Source organism: Vibrio gangliei (assembly GCF_026001925.1).
Taxonomy (GTDB): Bacteria; Pseudomonadota; Gammaproteobacteria; order Enterobacterales; family Vibrionaceae; genus Vibrio; species Vibrio gangliei.
On sequence record NZ_AP021869.1, the window covers coordinates 1,774,431 to 1,796,267 of the forward strand.

A 21,837-nucleotide genomic window follows, 5' to 3' on the forward strand; every position below is an offset into this window, starting at 1 on the left:
GACAGCTCGTAGCTCGAGATTCAGAAAACGCTCTTTCCAGAAACTAGGGACTAGAACCCAGGAACTTATTCAATATGAAGAAACTCATTAAAATCCCAACTTTCTTAATGGCTTCCATTTTGGCTTTATTTATCACCTCACCGAGCTTTGCTGCGATTACGGTAACTGACAGCCTTGGTGAACATCAACTTGAAGCGCATCCGAAACGTATTGTGGCTCTGAATTGGGATTTAGCAGAACAACTTTTAGAGCTAGGGATTACTCCAGTCGGTGTACCCAATATCAAAGACTATTCAACTTGGGTGGTGAAACCTGCGATTCCAGAAGGTGTGGAAGATCTAGGCACACGAGCAGAGCCTAACATGCAAAAACTGGCCGAATTAAAGCCAGATCTTATTCTCGCAGCCTCACCGCAAAAAGATTTGATCCCTCGTCTGCAAACTATTGCTCCAGTGTTGTATTACGAATCTTATGAAGGCCAAGTGGATAGCGCGCAAGAAGTCATTACTCACTTTAAACACATCGCTCAGGTAGTCGATAAGTCTGAACTGGCTCAAACCAAGCTTGATGCGATGAACGCACGCTTTAGTGAGCTAAACCAACAATTAACCGCTGCGTTTGGTGAAACTTTGCCACAAGTACTTGCGATGCGCTTTGCCAACCAAACGGCTGTGTATGTTTATACTGAAAACTCAACCACCAACTACGTATTAAAACAACTAGGCTTAACGCCAGCTATGCCTTTACCCCCGCAACATTGGGGCATCAGCCAAAAACGCATTACAGATTTGCAGCACATTAAAGATGGTTATGTCGTTTACTTTGGCCCATTCAGCGACCAACAAAAAGCACAATTAAATAAATCGATGTTATGGAAAGCCATGCCATTTGTGCGCAACGGCCACGTCAATGAAGCTGCGCCAGTTTGGAATTACGGCGGCGCGATGTCGATGCAGTATATTGCAGAGTCGATAACGGAAAGTTTGCTAGAGATAAAAGAACCCTAGTTTCGAGTTCCTAGACTCTAGGAAAAGAAATTCGTCAAAAAACGACTACTTCACGAAAAATTAATTATGACCTCCTAATCCCTAGCGTAAACACCTAGGGACTAGGAACTAGAAACCCAGGAACTTTTGATGCTCCGCTCTCCAACTATTACTGCAATTGTTCTCACATTCGCTTTTACCCTAGTGGTAATCTTTAGCCTCCAAATCGGCAACCCACTGCCTTTTTCTCAACAATGGCATTTACTTACAGGCGCTGAAGCGCAAGAGTTCGCTGATTTTAATTTTGTCTACGCACAATTGCCGCGTGCGGTGATGGCGATTATTGTTGGGGCTATGCTTGGGTTGGTGGGTAGCTTAATGCAGCAACTCACGCAAAACTCACTCACGTCTCCGCTGACATTGGGGACTTCATCCGGCGCTTGGCTGGCTTTAATTATCGTCAATGTTTGGTTTCCAACGCTGGCGACCGATTATATGGCGCTGTCTGCCATGGTTGGGGCTATGTTTGCCATGGGACTGGTCATTACCATTGCTGGACCGAAAAACATTACCGGCCTTCCCCTTATTTTATCGGGTATGGTGGTCAATATTTTGTTTGGCGCCATCGCTACTGCCATCATTTTATTAAACGATCAATACGCTAAAAATGTCTTTATTTGGGGTGCAGGCGATTTAGCACAAAACGGCTGGGAAATGGTGCAATGGTTACTACCACGTTTGCTAGTCGCCATTCCTCTGTTATTACTCGCACCACGAATTTTAAATTTAATGCGCCTAGGCCATCAGGGCGCAGCGGCTCGTGGTTTGAATGTCATCCCCTACTTCATCTTATTGATTGCGCTTGGGCTTTGGGTCGTTTCAGCCTCAATTACTGCCGTTGGGGTGATCAGTTTTATCGGTTTATTATCACCTAATATCGCGCGTGCAATCGGGGCAAGAACGCCAAAATCAGAGCTGTACACCAGCATGTTTATAGGCAGTATTGCGCTGTTAATGACCGATATTTTGGCGCTACTGATCAGCCAAATCACGCTCGATATGATACCCAGCGGCACAACCGCAGCCGCTATTGGCGCACCCGCTTTAGTTTGGTTCAGTCGTAAAGCGTTAAAGGCTCAAGATCAAATTTCTATCAAATTGCCACCGAGTAAAGCGCAGTTATTTCCCTTTGCTATTCCAACATTACTTGCCTTTACAGTAGCTTTAATTTTCATCAGCATCACTGTTTCTATGAGTGATACAGGCTTTCACTGGGCTATTCCTGATGCTTTTAATTGGGATTTACGTTGGCCACGTTTTGTGACCTCATTGGCTGCTGGCATTGCATTAGCGGCCGCTGGTACAGTACTGCAACGCTTAATTTACAACCCGTTGGCAAGCCCTGATATTTTAGGTATCTCCGCTGGTGCCACCTTTGCGCTTGTTGGGGCAAGTGTGTTTTTAGGCAGTAATATTTTTGCGTCAGGCTCTTTAGTCGCCTTTGCCGGCAGCATGGTTGTCCTCGGATTGTTACTGCTACTAGGTAGGAAAAACCAATACGCACCTTCATCTATGATTTTAATCGGTATTGCCATCAGTGCATTAATTGAGTCTTTGGTGCAATTTGCGCTAGCCAAAGGCTCACAAGATACTTACACCATTTTAGGCTGGCTTGCGGGTTCTACCTACCGTGTATCCAGTACCAACGCATTGATTTTAGCGGTCAGTGTGGCGGTGATTTATGGCGGCCTGATCAGTGTTTCTCGCTGGTTGACGCTGATATCGGCTGGACGTCAATTCGCCGCGGCACGTGGTCTTAATGTACAAACCACCAGCGTATTTTTATTAGCCAGCGTCGCGCTATTGTGTGCTTTAGTAACCACTACAATGGGACCTGTCGCCTTTGTCGGTTTACTCGCACCGCACATGGCAGTCATGCTAGGCGCTAAACAAGCACGCGAACAACTTCTTGTTGCTGGCTTAATGGGTGGCATCTTGATGATTGCAGCAGACTGGATTGGTCAAGTAGTGTTATTTCCAATGCAAATTGCGGCTGGGACAGTCGTGTCTATTGTCGGCGGAAGCTACTTTTTAATCTTACTTATTCGCGGACAGAAAAGTTGACGTATAAATTTAGCGGTACCTATCGCCCCTATTCGGTGCACCATGAACTCATCTATTCACTATTTTGTACCAAGCAAGTTATAATCTTACCCAGCAAAGATATAACTAGTTGATATATATAAAATTTACAAGATATCCCATTTTGGCACCTTTATTGCTTAATACTTATTAATCAATAAACGCATACTCTACACAATTTAATTCTAGACAAAGGCGTCTACTCAATTGCTTGCCAATATAGCCATGGGTAGACGTTTTTTTATGCCTAGAATACGTACTTAAAGCGATTATTGAGCTAATAAACGACGTATTTTAACCATAACACCTGCGGTTTCAACAGGTGAAAATGAAGGTAGAAACTATGGCTTATTTAATCCCAACTGAATTTGTCACCAAAATGGTGGATTCTGGCGAATCGAAAATTTACATGTCAACACGCGATACACTCATCCGCTCTTTTATGGCTGGTGCTATTCTAGCATTAGCGGCAGTTTTTGCTGTAAGTGTAGCGATTGCCACAGGTTCTCACTTATTAGGATCCGTTTTATTCCCCGTTGGTTTTATTATGTTGTATTTAATGGGATTTGATCTGTTAACTGGAGTATTCGTATTAACTCCATTAGCTTGGCTAGCAAAAAGGCCCGGTGTCACTTGGTCACAAATTTTACCACATTGGGGAAAAGTCTTTTTAGGTAACTTTTTAGGTGCCTTAGTCGTTGCTTTCATGATGGCTTTCATCTTCACTTATGGCTTTAACACAGATGGCGGAGAGATAGCCTCAAAAGTATCACATATTGGTGAAGACCGTACTTTAGGTTATGCCGAATATGGAGTTGCAGGTTGGTTTACAATTTTCATTCGAGGTATGTTGTGCAACTGGATGGTATCTCTCGGTGTTGTTGGCGCAATGATTTCCACTCATGTCAGCGGTAAAGTGATCGCTATGTGGATGCCTGTTATGTTGTTCTTTTTCATGGGCTTTGAACACTCGGTGGTTAACATGTTCTTATTTCCATTTGCCCTCATTATGGGTGGCGAGTTTTCTGTCATGGATTATGTTGTTTGGAATGAAATCCCAACAGCACTCGGTAACCTTGTCGGTGGTTTAGCCTTTACTGGACTAACATTGTATTCGACACATTATAAAACGGCACCTAAGCGTACTATTAACACCACAGCATCAACATCGACTAAAACTGCAGTGAGTTAATATATTATGACTCAATTAACGATACGATTGGGTCAGAGCTCTAGCGCCGGATGCAAAGAGATAAATCAAGATAGCTTCGGCGCTATGATCCCAAACTCCCCAGATTTAGAGTTAAAAGGAATAGCCATAGCATTGAGTGATGGCGTGAGCAGTTCACAAGTGAGCCAAATTGCGAGCGAAACCGCGATTAAAAGCTTTCTAAGTGACTACTATTGTACATCTGAAGCTTGGTCTGTAAGCCATGCGGCTAGACAAGTATTAAAAAGTACCAATGCATGGTTATACAACCAAAATCAACAAGGGCCTTATCAATCTAATATTGAAAAAGGTTATGTCTGTACCTTTTCTGCTCTCATTCTCAAAAAAAGGCATGCTCACATTGTTCATGTAGGTGATAGCCGTATTTACCACCTTAGAAATGGACAAGTTTCCGTTCTAACACAAGACCATCGAATCAATAATGGCAATACTTCTAGTTATTTAAGTCGAGCATTAGGTGCTGAAGGGCAAATTCATATCGATTATCAACACTTAGAAATCAAAGAAAATGACATCTTCATATTAATGACAGATGGTGTCAGTGATTATATGAATGCTACTACCATTCAAGACATCATCAGAAACCTGCCCGATCATTTAGAAGATTGTGCTCGAGGGTTCGTTCAGCATGCTTTAGATTCTGGTAGCCAAGATAATTTAACAGTCCAAATTGTAAAGATAGATTCAGTCGATGATAGCAATCAACATGTATTACTTGACCAACCATTACCCATTCGACCTATTCTTGAAGTCGGCCAAGAGTTCGATGGTTATAAAATCATCAGGAATATTCATAGTTCTAGTCGGAGTCATGTCTATCTTGCTGTTGATATGTCCAACAAACAACAAGTGGTCATCAAAACACCCTCTATTAATTACTCTAATGACGATGCATATTTGGAAAGATTAATGCTAGAAGAATGGGTCGCGAAGCGTATCAGTAATCCACATGTCATATCAATTCCACAGATGAATAGAGCTCGACACTATTGGTACACTATCAGTGAGTTTGTCCAAGGGCAAACTTTAGCTCAGTGGTTGCGAGATCATCCTCAACCAAGCTTGACGCAAATTCGAAATATCATTCAACAGATAGCCAAAGGCTTAATGGCTTTGCACCGAAATGATATTTTGCACCAGGATTTACGACCAGAAAATATCATGATTGATGATAATTGTACGGTAAAAATTATCGATCTCGGCGCTGTTAGGATCGCAGGTATTACCGAGTTTGAAGAAGACCAATTACTTGGTACCGCTATTTTTACCGCCCCAGAATATTTTATCGGTGCGGGTGCGAGTGAAAATGCCGATCTCTACTCACTGGCCGTTCTCACCTATTACATGCTATCAGGTCGCTACCCGTACGGGCTAAATGCGGCCAAAGCACGCACCCTATCAGCACAATATAAATTGCAGTACCAAACAGTGGTAGATCCGAAACGTGATCTTCCTATATGGCTTGATGCTACACTCAAAAAAGCTTTGCACCCAAACCCAGTTAAACGCTACCAATTACTTTCAGAGTTTATTTATGATTTGCACCACCCTAATCCCGCATTTCTTGCCAAGTTGAATCCTCCATGGATAGAGAGAAACCCTCTCAGATTTTGGCAAAGCTTATGTGTATTGCTAAGTATTTTACTAATAACAGCACTAATACATATTTAACGGCAACACATGCTTACTACAGGCCTGCAACCGTGCAGAATTATTAACATCGTTATATTTGACAAATGAAGTTCTGACAGTCGGGTTATTCTAACAATACTAACAAGTATTCAAAAACTGGCTAATGATAAAAACCATCAACAAAAAATCACATAGATTTAACACGAAAAGACTAGCTAAATCTTTGATTTTTCATTTACTATCATTGGTGCTATAAATAATAAGTTGAAGTGACAACTGGATTAGGTTACCTGAAACTGTAATTAAATCAGTACTTCAACTATATTTAGGATCGCAATTAAAGTTTTTTGCGATTCTATGAAGGAATACGCTTAGCTGATAAGTGGCTACGATAAATTCTATAGCTCAATATCGGGGTAACAATAATGGAAAAACGTATGAAAAAAAATTATCTAGGTATGGCCTGTGCACTAGGCCTAATGGCAACATTAGCGGGCTGTAGCTCAAGCGAAGAAGTAGCTGAAGCTCCTGCTCAAACTCAAGAAGCACCAGCAACAGTAATGGCGCCAATCAGCCTAAGCGCTGATCTACTATTTGATTTTGACTCAGCAACTCTAAAAACAACTGACGCAATTGATGAAGCTGTAAGCAAAGCATCTGATGCTCAACTTAAATCAATCACTATCGTTGGTCACACAGATAGCGTAGGTACTGATGAGTACAACCAAAAACTATCTGAAGAGCGTGCTCAAGCAGTAGCTGACTACCTGGTAAGCCAAGGCTTTGACGCTAGCCTAATCTCTGTTAGCGGCCAAGGTGAATCTTCTCCTGTTGCTGATAACGATACAGTAGACGGCCGTGCTCAAAATCGCCGTGCAGACGTAACTGTTTCTGCTGAAGTTGAACAACCAGCACCTGTTGCTGAAACAACTGAAGAGCCAGCAGCTGAATAAGTTCTGAACAATAAGAACTGATTTAGAATCTCAATAAAATAGTGAAGTCATTTGGCTTCACTATTTTTTTATTTAATTTTTAGCTAAGTCTGCAAATCAGGATTAAGCAAATACTGTTTGAGCCCAACGAGCAAGGCCTGCGGTCACCGAACCAAAATAATTGCCTGAAATAATCGGCACATTAGGCAAAGTATTTTCTAGTGCTTGACGTAGAAATGGTGAACGCGCGCTACCACCAGTCATAAAGATAGCATCTGGCTTTTTACTTGCTTGCGCCATTACTTCCGTTACCAAGTCCATCATTTTTTGCGTAGGAACATCCACCGCTTCAACCATTTGCGATAAAGAGATATCCAACTCTAATAGCTCAGACGCAACCAGTATGGTTAAGGTGTGCTTATCAAACTCAGACAGTCCAATCTTCGCTTCTTCTGCCTTACGAACAATTTGATAGCCTAGAGTGTTATGGTATACGGCAAGCAATCTCGCTAACTTTTCAGGCTCTTGTGCTTCTTTTTGCAAGAGTTTCAACGCTTTTAAGTTGGCTGATTTGTAAAAGTCTTTCTGTGCGACCACATTATTAATCGCAATCGGATTCCAAAACTGCGTGATGGGCATTTCGATTCCGCTGTTCATAAGTGAACCAAAACCAAACATTGGCATGATTTTCTTAAACGCCAAATGAATATCAAGATCGTTTCCGCCTACTCGTTGTCCACTGTGCCCGAGTAAGCTGGCGGTGCGGTCTGATTGCTGTTGCCAACTTGGCCCCATTTCAATTAAAGAGCAGTCAGTAGTACCGCCACCAATATCAACCACTAACACGGTTTGATTGTGTGACAAGGTACTTTCATATTCAAGACCTGCGGCCACCGGCTCAAATTGAAATTCAATGTCTTGAAAGCCTGCGCGGGTCGCCGCATGACGTAAAATCCCTTCGGCTTGCTGATTCGCATCTTCCCCACCGCGACCATGAAAGTTAATGGGGCGACCAATCACAGCTTGAGTAATGGTTTGCTCTGTGGATACTTCTGCCTGCGTTTTGATGTTCTTCATCATGCTGCAAACCAGATCTTCAAAAAACACGAGCTGAGTATGATGAAGCCCACTCGCTCCTAGAAATGATTTCGGCGATTTAACGTAATACACTTCTTGAGGATCAGAGAGATAGGTATCCAATGCGTGCTGACCAAACTGGACATCGCCTAGTTGCAGCTCAATGTCTTCTTCACGATTGAAATTAATTGCACGGCGCAAGGCTTGCTCACCCAGCGTATCTTTCGGCTTAGTATCCATAAAGCGAAAAAGATATTCGCTGATCGATTCACGGGTTGGCGCGCAAATGGTAGAAGGAATGTAAGGACTAGAATGGGCTGAGCCTAAATTTTCCAAAGCAAGCAGTTGAGGCTGCCCGTTTTGCATTATCGCAACAGAACAATTTGCAGTGCCATAATCAAAGCCAATAAACATTCTTACCTCACGCCACACCGTTCAAAAAAGGGCGCTGATAGTAACGTATTTTGGATTAAATAGCAGTAAATGAAGCGAGTGGCTTACTTTAGTGAGGACCGCGCAATATTTGATTAATGTTCATAAATCCTTTGCTGTTCTCGGGCATTCAGCACATAAACCACGACCTTCACAACGATACACCATACAACAAGTGGTGCGTACGTAATGCCACTTAGCTTCAACAAGATCATAATGCAGTGAATCCGTGGCTTTGGTCGACAAACCAAACGCCGTCAGCCAACGTTTAGCATGTTGAGGAATATACTCCTGCGGTAAATCTTTGTGCAAATCTTGTAGACGTAAAAGTGCCATGACTAACATATCTGCCAAAATGTGCTGGGTGAAACCCGGGCGAATACGAATAGACTGATCTAATTGGCTACGATAATGTTCAAATAGTGGTAACAGCTGTGTCGCCGCCATTTGAATTAATTCTTCGGCACTGCCATCTTGCATTGGCTCATCGGCTAATTTGAAACCGGCGACAAAATTAGCGTCACCTCGCCATTGTTGCGCCATGCTAGAAAGTGAAGGTAAGGCACTGATGCCGTAAATGCTGATAAAGCTGATATAAACGGGCTGCCATACAAGCAAAGTCCAAGTACGATTGAGCCAGTAAGCATGGCCAGCCTCAGGGTGAGATAATTGCAGCTTGGAATAGATATCTTGCAGTAATTGCTGATTATTCTGATCAGCAAAGAACCAATCATCTTGACGATCATCAGTCATCAACTCACCGTGTAAAAACGGGGTGATATGATCGGCATAATGAAACAGCTGTTGATATCTTGGGTCAGTCACAGAAAACTCATCAAACAAATTACAGAAAACGAAATGATACTAGTTTTTATTTAGATTAAAAGCAAAAATCATGCGCAAATAATAAAAATGCCATCTAGATTGAAAAAATCACTTCAAAATACAGATGGCATTTTTCTCTTAAGCAAAGTTCTGCTTAGAATTTATAATCAAAATTCACTTCTATCGTACGCTCTTCACCATACCAACAGTTGGCTGAGTCGTAGCAAGTATAAGTGTCTTTATCAAATAAGTTATTAACGCTTAAGTTCAGTGCTGCGCCACTTAAGCCACTAGAAAAATTGGCTAAATCATAGCCCATGGACAAGTCCACCACAGTGTAATCTGGCACTGTGTCTGTATTGGCGGCATCCATCTGACGCTCACCAATATAGCGTGCACCAGCGCCTAGGCGTGTACCTGCCAGTAAACCGTTATAAACATAATAGTTAGTCCACAAGGTCGCAGCATGTTTTGGTACATAGATTGGCGTTTTACCTTCTAGGCCGGTTGCATCTTTGGTGATCTCCATATCCGTGTAGGTGTAGCTTGCTGCAATATCCCAATTGTCTGTCAGCATGGTACGTCCGTCTAATTCTAAACCTTGAGAGCGAACTTCACCCACTTGTAATTTGGCTTGATAAGTCGGGTCATCAGGGTCAGAGACCACGGCGTCACTTTTCACAATATGGAATAGTGATGCAGTCATTGACGTCGCATAATCTGCAGACTGATACTTAACCCCACCTTCAATTTGCTGACCTGTTGATGGATCAAGCGCTTCACCCGCTATATTTTTACCCGCTTGAGGCTCAAAGCTCGTTGCATAATTGATGTAAGGTGACCAGCCGGAATCAAACTCATACATAGCACCAAAGCGATAGGAGAAGTTATTTTGATCAGCTTCTGTCACAGTGCCGACATAGTCACTACTCGACTGATAATTATCAAAACGTCCACCCGCCATTAAGATCACACGATCAATTCGCATTTGATCTTGGAAATAGAAGCCGAGTTGCTCCACTTTGACATCATCAACGTAAACACCAACGGGAGTCACTTGAGAGCGATCAATTTGATTATTATTCGGTGCAAATACATTAAAACTTGGTGCGGTATAACCTGAGCCATAACCATAGCTGGTATAATTTGAACTGCCCTTTAAGTGTTGATAATCCACACCAAGCAGCAAGTTATGTTGCACCGGGCCAGTAATAACCAAACCAGACAATTGATTATCAATGGTAAAGCCTTCCGATTCTTCATCCGTGCTGTATATATAACGATCGAGATTCCCCGTACTTGGATCCCAACCAGACACCGCATGATAGGTATTCTCTTGGTACAAATCCGCCTTCATAAAGCGAGCATTTTGTAAGAATGACCAATTATCGTTGAAGCGATGATCGATCTTATAACCGGCCATCCAAAATTCACGCTCGAACTTGCTCCAGTTTTTATCGCCCATTGAAGCATTCTTATCTATGCTACCATTCGGGTTATCCCACACCGAGCCGGACGCTGGCATCGCCGAGTTCATACCCATGTTCGGATCATTCTGATAATAAAAATTGAAGTTAATAAGAGTATTATCAGTCACATACCAATCAATCGAGGGGGCAATCACATAACGTTCTTCGGTAGTATTATCCACTTGCCCATCACGATGCGACGCTAAACCAATTAAACGGTAATACACATTGGAGTCACCAAACTGCCCAGTGGTGTCAATCGAGGCTTTGGCTAAATTGCGTGAACCGGTTGCTACCGAGATATCGGTGTGGCGTTCTTTCTGAGGAGACTTAGCAATTAAGTTCACCATCCCGCCCGGTGGCATAGAACCATAAAGTACTGAACTTGGGCCTTTGAACACTTCAACGCGTTCAAGAGCGATGGGATCAATTTGCGGCTGTAAGTTCCAGCCGGTTAAATATTGTAATACCAAGCCATCGTAGTACATCTGGGTATTTTCAAAACCACGGATGTTGTAGTTGTCATACATAGTCACGCTACCGCCTTTCAGCTCAGCATTGACCCCAGGCGCATAGCGCAGCACTTGTTGAACCGACGTCACACCACGGTTCTCAAACTGTTCAGAATCAATAACCGAAATCGCTTGCGGCGTTTCTTCTGGCTCTAACGAGGTTTTGGTCGCGGTATTTCGGTAAGTTTGACCAAGTACAGTAATCGTATCTTGTTCACTTTTGTCTTCTGCCGCATATAAAGAAGGGGTAAAAACCGCCGACATAACGGCTAAAGCAACGGTGGTCACTTGAAGAGATTTTTTTTCAATAACAGGCATATTCCTTTCCTAACTGCAAAATTCGCCACAAACTAACGATAATCATTATCATTTGCATATATTACGATTTTGCAAGCAAGGAAAGTTAACAATTTGGTGCAAGTTGAGGCTTAGATGTGTGTTTTTACCGCCTCAATTGGTAGCCAATACTCCATTTGAGCCTGATCATCTTGGGCTTGATAATCGTGCGGATAAATTTCTAGCTCAAATCCATCAATGCCTCGATAGCCACTTTGCGGTAACCAATGAGTAAACAACCATTCAAGTTTCGATTTGAGCCCGTGAATCGGCCCATAATGAGTCAATACCGCGTATTGCTGCTTTGGAATGGTAAGTGATTTTATGCCAGAACCTTGAGTAAGTTGATCGGAATAAGATGGCGGATTAGTGAACTCGGAATACTCCATCGATGCCCAGTAACTCAAACATTCAGCGTTCATACTCAGGGTATCGATCACCCCAAACCGTGTTACCTTTGGTGGGGAGTTCACGTTCAACGTACGTTCGAATGTTTGCCAAATAGCAGGAACTTGAGTTTGAAAATTCGGCTCACTGGCAAATAGCCCACTAATTTCGCCGTGGCAACCCACTAATTGAAGTTCATCCTTAGACTCTACCCTTATTTGTGTAAATTGCCGTGTTGCGGCTGACACATCGGACTGCGTCGATTCGAATTGAGCCAAAGCTATCGGTTGGCGTAAACCGGTGCGAATACCTTGCTTACGGTAGTCTCGTGGAGAACAGTGAAAAAATTGTTTAAAAGCCCGGCTAAAACTGATTTCAGAGTTAAAACCAAAAGCTAAAGCAACATCGAGAATACGTTCATTCGGTTGTTGTAGCAGGGTTTCCGCCGCCCCGCTCAGTTTGATTTCTCGTATATATTGCGCAACATTCAAACCGGTCTCAGCGCGAAATACACGCTGTAATTGCCAGCGTGACCAACAACTTTTTTGCGCAATATTTTCCAAAGACAAAGGTAAAAAAAGGTGTTGATGAATATACTCCAACACCTTTTCTATGCGGGTAAAGTGCGCGGCATTACCGCTGCACCTTACCGAAGCACTACATTTCAAAGAATCGGCCACTAGGAAGCCATCTCCTGTTTTTGCAGCTTATTTTGTAAGAAGGCGATCCACGTTTTCGCAGAGTCAGACGGCTGAACTTCGTTGAGGCGCTTGGCTTCGGCTAACGCGTCGTTGTACTTTTCAAGTCGGTAAAGCAATTGGATCTTAGCCATAGCAAATTCAGACTGTTTGGCATAAGGCTTCGCTTTATCAATCACTTGTTGCGCTTTTGCATAATCACGCTGTTGTAAATAAAGCTGAGTCAGCGGCCAGTAATACTTGGCATTACGCTGCGCTAGTGCTTCCCATGTATCAATGGCTTTAGGCCACTCACGCGCCATTTGGTAATAGTAAGCCTGAGTTTTCTGGTTATCCTGCGTTTTGCTATCCGGGAAGGTATCAAACATCTCCTGCATAATACGAGCGCCACGCTCTGGTATTTTATTTTGCGCGTAAAGCTGAGCCAATGTTTTGTAATCCGCGGCCGTAAATTCCACATTTTGCTTTTTCGCCAATGCGTACGTATCGAGGGCAGATTGATTCTTACGTTGCTGTAGTTGAGCCGAAATCTGCTGTTGCCACCAAGCCTTATTATTAGGCTCAATTCGAATCAAACTGCTCAACGTTCTTTCCGCATTGTTCCACTGTTTAAGCTGTAGCTCCGCGATCACTTGCATACGCAAAGACTGTAACTGTTTTTGAGCATCCGGCGCTTTGTATTTCACAATTGAACTGCGAACTTGGCTCCATTGCTGCTGTTGGTAATAGGCCGCCGCTAAACGAAAATACACATCATTGGTGTCTTTTTGAAATTGCGCTTTATCTTGTGCGGTTGGGCTGTATTTGATTGCCAGAGTATTGCGGTATTCTTTAGCTGAATTGGAAAAATCTTGCTGAGAATACAAAATATCCGCCAACATACGATTGGCTTGCCACTGAACTTTTGGCTCAAGCGCCTTGAGGCCGACCGATTTGCGTAATTGAGAAATTGAAGATTTAGGTTGCTCTGCTTGCCAGTAATAAATAGCTAATACACGGCTTACAAACGCTTTGTCATAATCGGTACTCGGTTCAAAACTACTTAATACTTCAATCGCCTTATCAAGATGATCTTGCTGGGCTAAGGCGTCAGCTTGGGCAAGCTTCTTACCTGCATAGGGGGTCAAGCCTGCCGCAAAACTTGCCGTTGGCAATAACGCAAAACAGACAAGTGCACAGCAAACCGCCGCGGCATGTCGCCATGTCTTTTTCCAAGATTTTAAAATACCCATACTCATTTCAAATCCCATCGACGTTATCACTGTTCTCATCGTTATCATCAGTGACTGATCTTAAATTCAATTTTAACTTGCTGGCCCGGTTGCTTGACCGCTTTGCCACCTTCAATTTGTGGCTGGTATTTCCAGTTTCTTAATGCTTGAACCGCGGGACGAACGAACGCTTTACTTGGTTCAGCTTGCACCACTTGAATATCTTCCGGCCGGCCTTGTTCATTAATGGTAAATGACATCACCACAAAGCCTTCCACGCGACGTTTCAACATGCGAGCAGGATAAGTGGGCTCAGCGCGATATAACGGCATCGCTTGTTGTTGCTGACCGACTCCGGTTCCCACATTACCTGCTGCCACAGGCGTCGGGTTGCTGACATTAATCGCCGGCATATTAATGGCAACATTAGAATCGGAAAACGTCATGCTGGTATCAATTGCCACTTGTGGGGCTTGTACTTGAGGTACGGCGGCAGTCGGCGTTTGCGGCGTCGCCATCTCTTGTGGTTGTTCTGGTACTTTTGGTGGTTCAGGGAGCTGGCGCATACGACGTTGCGATTCAGAATCTTGCTCTTGCATCACCACATCAAACGCTAATGGCGCTTGGTCATCAGTTACCCCGGTTTTCACGCTACCCACCATCCACGACATAAGCGCAAACAAAGCAAAAGCCGTGATTAATCCTAATGGAATCGCAATCAATAAGCGTGCTGAGGAAGTGTTCATCTTGTGTGCGTGACTGCTGACACTCATACTACTTTCACCTAGGATTTATCGGCTGTGGCTAAGGCAATTTTGGCAATACCCGCCCCTTTCGCCGCATCCATCACTTGTACAACCGTACCGTTATACGCATGTTGATCCGCTTGAATCACCAAGCTGGCATCCGGTTTATCAATGACAATTTTTTCAAGTGCGGCACCAACACGTTCAACATCCACACGTTGTTTGTCGATATACACATCATTGGCGGCGGTCACCGCAATAAAAATACCGGCATCGGTTTGCGCCGTAGCATTTGAGGCTTGTGGGCGGTTCACTTCGACACCAGATTCATTCACAAACGAACTGGTGACAATGAAGAAGATCAACATAATGAATACAATATCAAGCATCGAGGTTAAATCGACTTGCGCTTCTTCTTTTGCTTTTGTAGGACGAACTAATCTCATTCGCCACTCCTTAATTGCTGTTCTAAGTGCATTTCTTTACGAGTTGCGACTTTCACTAATCGAGAATGAGCAAACATACCTGCCAATGCGGCTACCATGCCTGCCATGGTCGGTAAGGTTGCCATTGAAATACCAGATGCCATGAGTTTCGGATCGTTGCTGCCAGAAATCGACATTAAATCAAACACAGTGATCATACCGGTCACCGTACCGAGTAAACCGAGCATTGGGCATAGGCTGACTAAGGCTTTGATTAAATCCAAATACTGAGTCAGCATCACATGCGCTTGTTGCAACATGCCTTCTTTTTGTGCCAGCGCATACCAAGAGTCATGTTCCGTGCGATGCTTCCACTGAGCGACCCATTCGGCTTTTTGATGACGGTAAGAGACACTCAAAAACACAATGCGCTCAATGATCAAAACCCAGCACAATAACACCACCGCTGCTAGCCACCACAACACTTGCCCACCACGAGACATAAACTCCATCAAGTGAGAGTTCATCAAGTCGGGAAATTGAATGACAATCCAAGCTAACATTAGGCGCTCGCTCCAGTTAGCTGTGCATCTGATTCGGCTTCAGCGCGGCGAGCCACTAAGCTCACACCTTGTTTTTCAAGCGTATTACGAATCACTTCTGCGCGGTTAGACAAGACATTATGTGCCAGCAATAACGGCATCGCGGCTACGAGACCTAATACCGTGGTAATCAATGCCATCGAAATACCACCCGCCATGACTTTCGGGTCACCATTACCAAATTGGGTGATCACCTGGAAGGTTTCAATCATACCGGTCACCGTGCCGAGTAGACCCAGCATAGGCGCCAGTGCGGCAAACAATTTCAGCATCGACAAGCCGCGTTCAAGACCTTGCTGCTCATCCAAAATACTTTCAAGTAAACGCAACTCAAGCGACTCAACCGACTGTTTCTTCTCTTTGTTGTACACATGAAGAATGCGACCTAGCGGATTGTCATCGGTTGGGTTTTCAGGCTGTTTTAACTGTTTAGAAATTTGCTGTTGAGTAATACCTAAACGCACGCCACGAACCAGAGCAATAATCAAACCAATGATTAAAAGAGCAATGATGACTTTACCCACCACACCCGCTTGATCGATGCGTTGCATTAACGTCGGTTGATGCGCATATTGCTCTAACATCACGCCACGAGTCGGATCGATCAATAAAGACTGTCCAGCGTTAGAGGTAAAGTCAGACAAGGTTGGAGCATTAGACGGTAAAGCTAGGTAGTTTGCCGCTTGCTGACGCGTAAAGTCCCACTTCACGTATCCTTGTTCTGTGAGCAGTGCCATATCACCAATGCGAATGGCTGGAGCTTGCTGAGTTTTACCATCTCCTTGTACAAAAGGAATGGTCACATCAGTCACTTGGCTACCTGTTTCTACCTTGTATTGCATCGCATGCCATAAGCCATTCAATAGTTTTAGCGAAGGCAGTGAATCGGTACTGATGACTTTATTTAACTGCGCATCAAACGCTTTACCTTGCTCACCCAAAAACGAACTTTCATAGCTCAGTTGCACATCTTTTGCTGCTTGACGCACCACGCCAAATAATTCACCAAGACTGCCCGTTGCTAGCTGCAAATCCTTACTTTTCTCCGCCAAGATCTCTTCATTGGCAGCGAAAGTATCACTTAATTGCGCGTTTTCTTTTTCAATTTGAGCGAGTTGTTTCGATAACTGGTCACGCTTTGCTTGCAACGCTGCACGCTGCTCAGCACTCAACTGAACTCGTTGTTGGTTATGCGTATTTTCGACTTGCTGATCGGCTTTCGCTTTATTGTCTAAATTAGATAAATCATCCGCTGAAACCGTAAAAGTTGCGGTCAATAGAGCAAGCAAGACTGCTGACGATTTAAGAGACAAATATTTCATTATTCGGTCTCCTTATTCACTGAGCTATTGGTATTTGAGTCAGTCGCTTGAGAAGTTTGTGTAATCGAAAGCGGTAGTGTTAACAAACTTGGTGCCTGCTGTTTATTGGCTAGGGCATAAGCTTTATTGATTTCAACTTGCTGCTCTGCACTTGCTTCTTGCCATTGTTTCGATTCTTGCTGCCACACCCAAGCATGGCTCGCATCTTTACTTCGAGCTAATAACACCACTTTGCCTACATACATAATGTCCACTTGACGGCTGTCATTTTCAGATAATTGGATCTGTCCTTCATAAACGCCTAGCTTCGATCCGTAATCCATTTCGATTTGGTAGGCTTCTAAAATACGACGATACTTTTCTGCTTCAGAAATATCCGCACGACTCATTAAGGTTTTCAGCTCTTGCAAACGCTTCTGGCGGCTCTCAATTCTAACCGGCACGCCTTGCTCCATCGCAGATTGCAATCCATCAATCATGTGGTACATCAATGGCACCACACCTTGACGAGTTTCAGCGATATTTTCTAGCTGTTCATCAATGCTGACTTTTTCAGCCTCTTGACTTTCAACCAATTTCTTTAAATGCTGTTGATACAATGAGAGGTTATCAACTTGGTCTTGCAAGCGTTCAATTTCCGCTTGTAGCTCAAAACTTTGATCGGAATTAGCATCAATTTTTTGCTGAGATTGTGCTGCGACTTGGTTCGTTTGACGCTCGATACTGCGCGCATTATCGAGTGAATCAGCAGAAACCGAATTTGAAAACGCTGCTAAGCAAGTCAACGCTAAAATACTGAGCTTTGCTTGTCTTTGGCCGCGCTGCATGAGCTGAGTGGATGATGAAAACAACATGATTAAGTCCGTTCAATATAAAGACGTCAGGTAAACCAACGGAAGTCAGTGAAGCGGATATTCTATACGATAAAAAAACAAAAGTTAATGATAATAGTTACCATTAAGAATAAAAATAAAAAATAACCTTGATTAAAATCAGGTTTTGAACTGTTTGTATAAAATTAAGACAAAAAAAATGCCGATCGTTCGATCGGCATTATTTCTATAATGTTTGGTTTAAAGCGTTGTTAATTGGGCGTTGCTTATTGGGCGTTGGCTTCACGCTCAGCAATAAACTCAAGTGCCATTTTAATGCGAGCTACAACACGCGCTTGACCGACTAGGTGCATCACGGCATCAACAGATGGAGATTGACCGCCGCCAGTCACAGCAACACGTAGTGGCATACCGATTTTACCCATGCCAATTTCTAGCTCGCTGCATACTTGCTCAATCACGCCGTGACAAGCTTCAACAGACCAATCGCTTAATGCTTCGATCTTCGCTAATGCTAATTCTAGTGGCTCTTTCGCCACGCCGCGTAGATGTTTCTTCGCTGCGCCCGCTTCAAACTCAGAGAAGTCTTGGTAGAAGTAGCGCGATTGCTCTGCCAATTCCACCAGCGTATTACAACGCTCACCGACAAGTTTAATCACATCAGTAATCGCTGGGCCATTGTCTGTGCTGATGCTTAGGTTGTCTAAGTGCCATTGTAGATGCTCTGCCACATATTCTGGCTCAGAGGTTTTAATGTAGTGGTTGTTCAACCAAAGTAACTTATCCGTGTTAAATGCTGACGCAGATTTGCTGATCGCATTTAAGCTAAAGAACTCAATCATTTCTTCACGAGAGAAGATTTCTTGGTCACCGTGAGACCAGCCTAAACGAACTAGGTAGTTGTTTAATGCGTTTGGCAAGTAACCTTCGTCACGGTATTGCATTACGCTCACCGCACCGTGACGTTTAGACAGTTTGGCACCGTCATCACCTAAGATCATCGCACAGTGTGCAAAGGTCGGGACTGGCGCGCCAAGTGCTTCATAAATGTTGATTTGACGAGGCGTGTTGTTGATATGGTCTTCACCACGTACAACATGAGTAATGCCCATATCCCAGTCATCCACAACCACACAGAAGTTATAGGTTGGAGAACCATCAGTACGGCGAATGATCAAATCATCTAGCTGACTGTTTGAAATTTCAATGCGACCACGGATTTGATCATCAAATACTACCGAGCCTTCTTTCGGGTTACGGAAACGGATCACACATGGGTCACCCTCTTTCGCCGCTTGGTTTACTGCTACGATTTTTGGATGGTTAGCATCGTAACGCGCCATTTCTTTATTCGCTTCTTGCTCTGCACGAATTTCATCAAGCAGTTCTTTTGAAGCGTAACATTTGTAGGCTTTGTCTTCGGCTAATAGCTTATCAACCATTTCGTTGTAACGATCAAAACGCTTAGTTTGGTAGTAAGGACCTTCATCCCAATCCAAACCCATCCATTGCATACCTTCTAAAATGGCATCAACCGCTTCTTGGGTTGAACGTTCTAAATCGGTATCTTCAATACGCAAAACAAATTCACCGCCTTGGCTTTTTGCATATAACCAAGAATAAAGAGCTGTACGTGCGCCACCAACGTGTAAGTAGCCTGTTGGGCTAGGGGCAAAGCGTGTTTTAACCGTCATGAAAAATACCTTATTTAATCTTGTATAAAGACGAAAAGAAGATTTGCTGAAAATACTGAGCCAAACAAGAGAAAGACTGGCCAAGTAAACAAAATAGTGCGCGTATTCTAGCACTCTCAGGTTAGTACTAAAATAGCCAATCAGAATTTTGAAACTTTAATACTAAAAAAGGAAACGCCGCGAGACATTTCCTTTTGCATTATACCCAAGTGACCTCAAGATGCAGAATTCAGAGCTATCATCCAAGTCTTTAGACAAGGAAGATTTATGCGGAATGTAAGCACCTTTCAAGTAAATTTGACGCTGGCTAAGGGCTTGGATGAAGCTCCCGAAGGGCTAGTTAAAACAAGCTTTATGCTGCGTTAAATTGAACAGAGATAGAATCACTATGATCATATTCAATTTGCCTTGCCTAAAACTTGTTTTATTCTTGCTGAAACTCGCATCTTGAGGTTACTTGGGTATAGCTATATCAATTTAGGATCACGTTTCAACAATGAAACGGTTTGGATGAATGGCGGCCACCTCCATCCAAGCAAGTGGTCACATCAGCACATGACCACTTGTTGTTGCATAACTCTTATTTCACATTAAACGGAATAGTTAGAGTCACTTTTAGGTCATTTTCATCTTGGAAGGCATTTGAGTACGGAGCCCAATCGCCTGCGTTCGAATCATTGACATAATGGGTGTAGTAGATACCGAAGTTAGCCCCTTTCAACGCACCGCTTTGGATGGCGTAGTTGGCAAATGCACTGCCTGAGTATTCCACTAGGTCATCAATACCGTCGACATCTGAATCTGCACCAAAGGCATAAACACCGTTTAGACCAACAGAGAAACCTGGCGCACCGAAATCAGAGAAGTCACGTTTTAATTCTGCGAAGAAACCTAATTCACCATCGTGGTTGAAATCCGAACGATTGTTCCACCAAATATCGTATGCACCGTTTGAACCACCGTAAGCTTCAGTCAAGCGGTATGCTAGATTGCCCACATTACCACGCGTGTCTTCTGAATCGGCTGAAGTGTAGGTACTTTCTAGGCGTAGGCCGTACTGACCAAATGTTTTCGCTGTTAACAACGCTGCTTGGAAAGCGGTTTTATCGTATTGGTTATCATCATCGACAACGTAAACTTGTGGCGATACATACCAACCACCATCGGTTGTCCATTTGAACTTCACATGCGCGTTTTTACGATCACCGTCGGTTAAACCTGCATAAGCAACATCTAACAACATTTGGTCATTAATGGTGTAGCGCATACCGATAGAGTAAGCATCGCCTGCATCTTCTGCATCAGGACCGGTGCCGGTACGGAAGCTGTAATCGTGTTTGTACCAAGGCGCTTTATAAGCATCGGCGTAAACAAAACCAAGCTCTACAGGGCCAAAGTTCAGCCCGATTTCACCACCTTCATAAGTACCGGCTGCGTATGACCAGTTCACACCCATGGCGGTTGGTACGCTAGGTTGGAAATAACCACCACGCGCAATACCATATTCGCCTAACTTGACTTTAATTGCTGCGGTTTGGAATGCTGCACCATTGTCAGTACAAGAAGAATCCCACGTACCTGTACAACCCGTATTAGTGCCTGGGTCCATATCGTAAGGATTATTCACGTTCCAGAAGTTCATTTCGTGGTCAGGCGAACCGTTATTCCACATATCAAAAGTAGCGTATACGTTTAAATCCAAACCCACCACATCGGCAGCATAACCTGAACGGATATCTAAACCGGCATAAATAGAACCATGATCTAGGTTGGTGTATTTCGCTGTGTCTTTACCATCAGGGCCGATTTTGGCACGGGTACGATCACGCATCCAAACGTTGATAGCTCCATTCACGGTCGCATCTTCAAAGAAGCCACCTTCATATTGCTTCTCAACAACGCCTTGGCCTGCGATTGCTGGATCATTTGGTGCGACATCGTCAGCGGCATATGCGGCTGCGGAACCTAAAAGTAAAGACGTCACTGCTGTGCTGAGCACTGTCCTTTTAAAACCTGTCTTTTTAAAATTTGTTTTCATATGTATCCCCTATTGTTTTTATAAGTCCCAAACTTGCTCTAGCTGGTAAGCAGGCTTGGGAATGTTTCCACACCAAAATCATGCCATCTTTTTTCGAGACAAAAATTTAAATACTAGGGAAATTTGACCGCCTTCAAACCGATGAGAAAATAAAAACATATAGTCAAACAAAAACAACAACTTAATAAAAAAATAAAAAGATGAAAAATAAAACATAGTGATAGAGATCTCATCAATTTATGTATTTCCCTTTCATTTCCGCCTCAGATCACATCCTCTTTATATCCACACAAATACAAAACCTATA

The 21,837-nt window shown here is 43.4% G+C and carries 17 protein-coding genes; 5 read left to right on the forward strand and 12 right to left on the reverse strand.

What is annotated here, in order from left to right; genetic code table 11:
- The first annotated feature begins 74 nt into the window (after positions 1-74).
- The 5 genes from Vgang_RS08120 (at position 75) to Vgang_RS08140 (ending at position 6,944) form a co-directional block, all read left to right on the forward strand.
- Positions 75-1,007 carry an ABC transporter substrate-binding protein gene (locus tag Vgang_RS08120; RefSeq protein ID WP_170066856.1) on the forward strand — a complete coding sequence of 311 codons (933 nt, stop codon included), beginning with the start codon at positions 75-77 and terminating at the stop codon, positions 1,005-1,007.
- 129 nt (positions 1,008-1,136) lie between these two features.
- Positions 1,137-3,110, forward strand: coding sequence for a Fe(3+)-hydroxamate ABC transporter permease FhuB (gene fhuB / locus Vgang_RS08125; protein ID WP_105903307.1), 1,974 nt, complete (start codon positions 1,137-1,139; stop codon positions 3,108-3,110).
- A gap of 361 nt (positions 3,111-3,471) precedes the next feature.
- Positions 3,472-4,320 carry a formate/nitrite transporter family protein gene (locus Vgang_RS08130; protein ID WP_105903308.1) on the forward strand — a complete coding sequence of 283 codons (849 nt, stop codon included), beginning with the start codon at positions 3,472-3,474 and terminating at the stop codon, positions 4,318-4,320.
- A gap of 6 nt (positions 4,321-4,326) precedes the next feature.
- On the forward strand, positions 4,327-6,030 hold the full coding sequence (locus Vgang_RS08135) for a bifunctional protein-serine/threonine kinase/phosphatase (protein ID WP_105903309.1): 1,704 nt from the start codon (positions 4,327-4,329) through the stop codon (positions 6,028-6,030).
- A gap of 398 nt (positions 6,031-6,428) precedes the next feature.
- Positions 6,429-6,944: an OmpA family protein gene (locus tag Vgang_RS08140; protein WP_157946042.1), complete on the forward strand. Its 516-nt coding sequence runs from the start codon at positions 6,429-6,431 to the stop codon at positions 6,942-6,944.
- A gap of 102 nt (positions 6,945-7,046) precedes the next feature.
- Here the strand turns inward: Vgang_RS08140 and yegD are convergent, their stop codons facing one another.
- From yegD to Vgang_RS08200, 12 genes are all read right to left on the reverse strand, one after another.
- The gene (gene yegD, locus Vgang_RS08145) at positions 7,047-8,414 is read right to left on the reverse strand and encodes a molecular chaperone (RefSeq protein WP_105903311.1); all 1,368 of its coding nucleotides are present in this window, start codon (positions 8,412-8,414) and stop codon (positions 7,047-7,049) included.
- Between the two features lie 120 nt (positions 8,415-8,534).
- Positions 8,535-9,257: a siderophore ferric iron reductase gene (locus Vgang_RS08150; RefSeq protein ID WP_157946043.1), complete on the reverse strand. Its 723-nt coding sequence runs from the start codon at positions 9,255-9,257 to the stop codon at positions 8,535-8,537.
- A 154-nt stretch (positions 9,258-9,411) separates the two neighbouring features.
- Positions 9,412-11,556, reverse strand: a complete 2,145-nt coding sequence (locus Vgang_RS08155) for a TonB-dependent siderophore receptor (RefSeq protein WP_105903313.1) — start codon at positions 11,554-11,556, stop codon at positions 9,412-9,414.
- A gap of 110 nt (positions 11,557-11,666) precedes the next feature.
- On the reverse strand, positions 11,667-12,641 hold the full coding sequence (locus tag Vgang_RS08160) for an AraC family transcriptional regulator (protein ID WP_245879967.1): 975 nt from the start codon (positions 12,639-12,641) through the stop codon (positions 11,667-11,669).
- Positions 12,641-13,897 (reverse strand): tetratricopeptide repeat protein, encoded by a 1,257-nt coding sequence (locus Vgang_RS08165; protein WP_211294104.1) that lies wholly within the window; start codon positions 13,895-13,897, stop codon positions 12,641-12,643. The genes Vgang_RS08160 and Vgang_RS08165 overlap by 1 nt, the downstream gene beginning before the upstream one ends.
- Positions 13,898-13,938: 41 nt before the next feature.
- Positions 13,939-14,643, reverse strand: a complete 705-nt coding sequence (locus tag Vgang_RS08170) for an energy transducer TonB (RefSeq protein WP_105903314.1) — start codon at positions 14,641-14,643, stop codon at positions 13,939-13,941.
- 11 nt (positions 14,644-14,654) lie between these two features.
- A complete protein-coding gene (locus Vgang_RS08175) occupies positions 14,655-15,062 on the reverse strand; it encodes an ExbD/TolR family protein (RefSeq protein WP_105903315.1) in 408 nt (135 codons plus the stop codon).
- Positions 15,059-15,568: a MotA/TolQ/ExbB proton channel family protein gene (locus tag Vgang_RS08180; protein ID WP_170066858.1), complete on the reverse strand. Its 510-nt coding sequence runs from the start codon at positions 15,566-15,568 to the stop codon at positions 15,059-15,061. The genes Vgang_RS08175 and Vgang_RS08180 overlap by 4 nt, the downstream gene beginning before the upstream one ends.
- Positions 15,569-15,603: 35 nt before the next feature.
- Positions 15,604-16,956 (reverse strand): MotA/TolQ/ExbB proton channel family protein, encoded by a 1,353-nt coding sequence (locus Vgang_RS08185; RefSeq protein WP_170066859.1) that lies wholly within the window; start codon positions 16,954-16,956, stop codon positions 15,604-15,606.
- An 8-nt stretch (positions 16,957-16,964) separates the two neighbouring features.
- Positions 16,965-17,819 (reverse strand): DUF3450 domain-containing protein, encoded by an 855-nt coding sequence (locus Vgang_RS08190; RefSeq protein ID WP_105903318.1) that lies wholly within the window; start codon positions 17,817-17,819, stop codon positions 16,965-16,967.
- A 245-nt stretch (positions 17,820-18,064) separates the two neighbouring features.
- On the reverse strand, positions 18,065-19,492 hold the full coding sequence (gltX, locus tag Vgang_RS08195) for a glutamate--tRNA ligase (protein ID WP_105903319.1): 1,428 nt from the start codon (positions 19,490-19,492) through the stop codon (positions 18,065-18,067).
- 580 nt (positions 19,493-20,072) lie between these two features.
- Positions 20,073-21,530: an OprD family outer membrane porin gene (locus Vgang_RS08200; RefSeq protein WP_105903320.1), complete on the reverse strand. Its 1,458-nt coding sequence runs from the start codon at positions 21,528-21,530 to the stop codon at positions 20,073-20,075.
- Positions 21,531-21,837: the final 307 nt, after the last annotated feature.

Bases quoted from the DNA above. Each gene is read 5' to 3' on its own strand.
- Vgang_RS08130 (WP_105903308.1), top strand. From the start codon at position 3,472: ATGGCTTATTTAATCCCAACTGAATTTGTCACCAAAATGGTGGATTCT.
- Vgang_RS08170 (WP_105903314.1), bottom strand. From the start codon at position 14,643: ATGAGTGTCAGCAGTCACGCACACAAGATGAACACTTCCTCAGCACGC.
- yegD (WP_105903311.1), bottom strand. From the start codon at position 8,414: ATGTTTATTGGCTTTGATTATGGCACTGCAAATTGTTCTGTTGCGATA.
- gltX (WP_105903319.1), bottom strand. From the start codon at position 19,492: ATGACGGTTAAAACACGCTTTGCCCCTAGCCCAACAGGCTACTTACAC.
- Vgang_RS08190 (WP_105903318.1), bottom strand. From the start codon at position 17,819: ATGTTGTTTTCATCATCCACTCAGCTCATGCAGCGCGGCCAAAGACAA.
- Vgang_RS08165 (WP_211294104.1), bottom strand. From the start codon at position 13,897: ATGAGTATGGGTATTTTAAAATCTTGGAAAAAGACATGGCGACATGCC.
- Vgang_RS08180 (WP_170066858.1), bottom strand. From the start codon at position 15,568: ATGAACTCTCACTTGATGGAGTTTATGTCTCGTGGTGGGCAAGTGTTG.
- Vgang_RS08175 (WP_105903315.1), bottom strand. From the start codon at position 15,062: ATGAGATTAGTTCGTCCTACAAAAGCAAAAGAAGAAGCGCAAGTCGAT.
- Vgang_RS08140 (WP_157946042.1), top strand. From the start codon at position 6,429: ATGAAAAAAAATTATCTAGGTATGGCCTGTGCACTAGGCCTAATGGCA.
- fhuB (WP_105903307.1), top strand. From the start codon at position 1,137: ATGCTCCGCTCTCCAACTATTACTGCAATTGTTCTCACATTCGCTTTT.
- Vgang_RS08155 (WP_105903313.1), bottom strand. From the start codon at position 11,556: ATGCCTGTTATTGAAAAAAAATCTCTTCAAGTGACCACCGTTGCTTTA.
- Vgang_RS08120 (WP_170066856.1), top strand. From the start codon at position 75: ATGAAGAAACTCATTAAAATCCCAACTTTCTTAATGGCTTCCATTTTG.
- Vgang_RS08200 (WP_105903320.1), bottom strand. From the start codon at position 21,530: ATGAAAACAAATTTTAAAAAGACAGGTTTTAAAAGGACAGTGCTCAGC.
- Vgang_RS08135 (WP_105903309.1), top strand. From the start codon at position 4,327: ATGACTCAATTAACGATACGATTGGGTCAGAGCTCTAGCGCCGGATGC.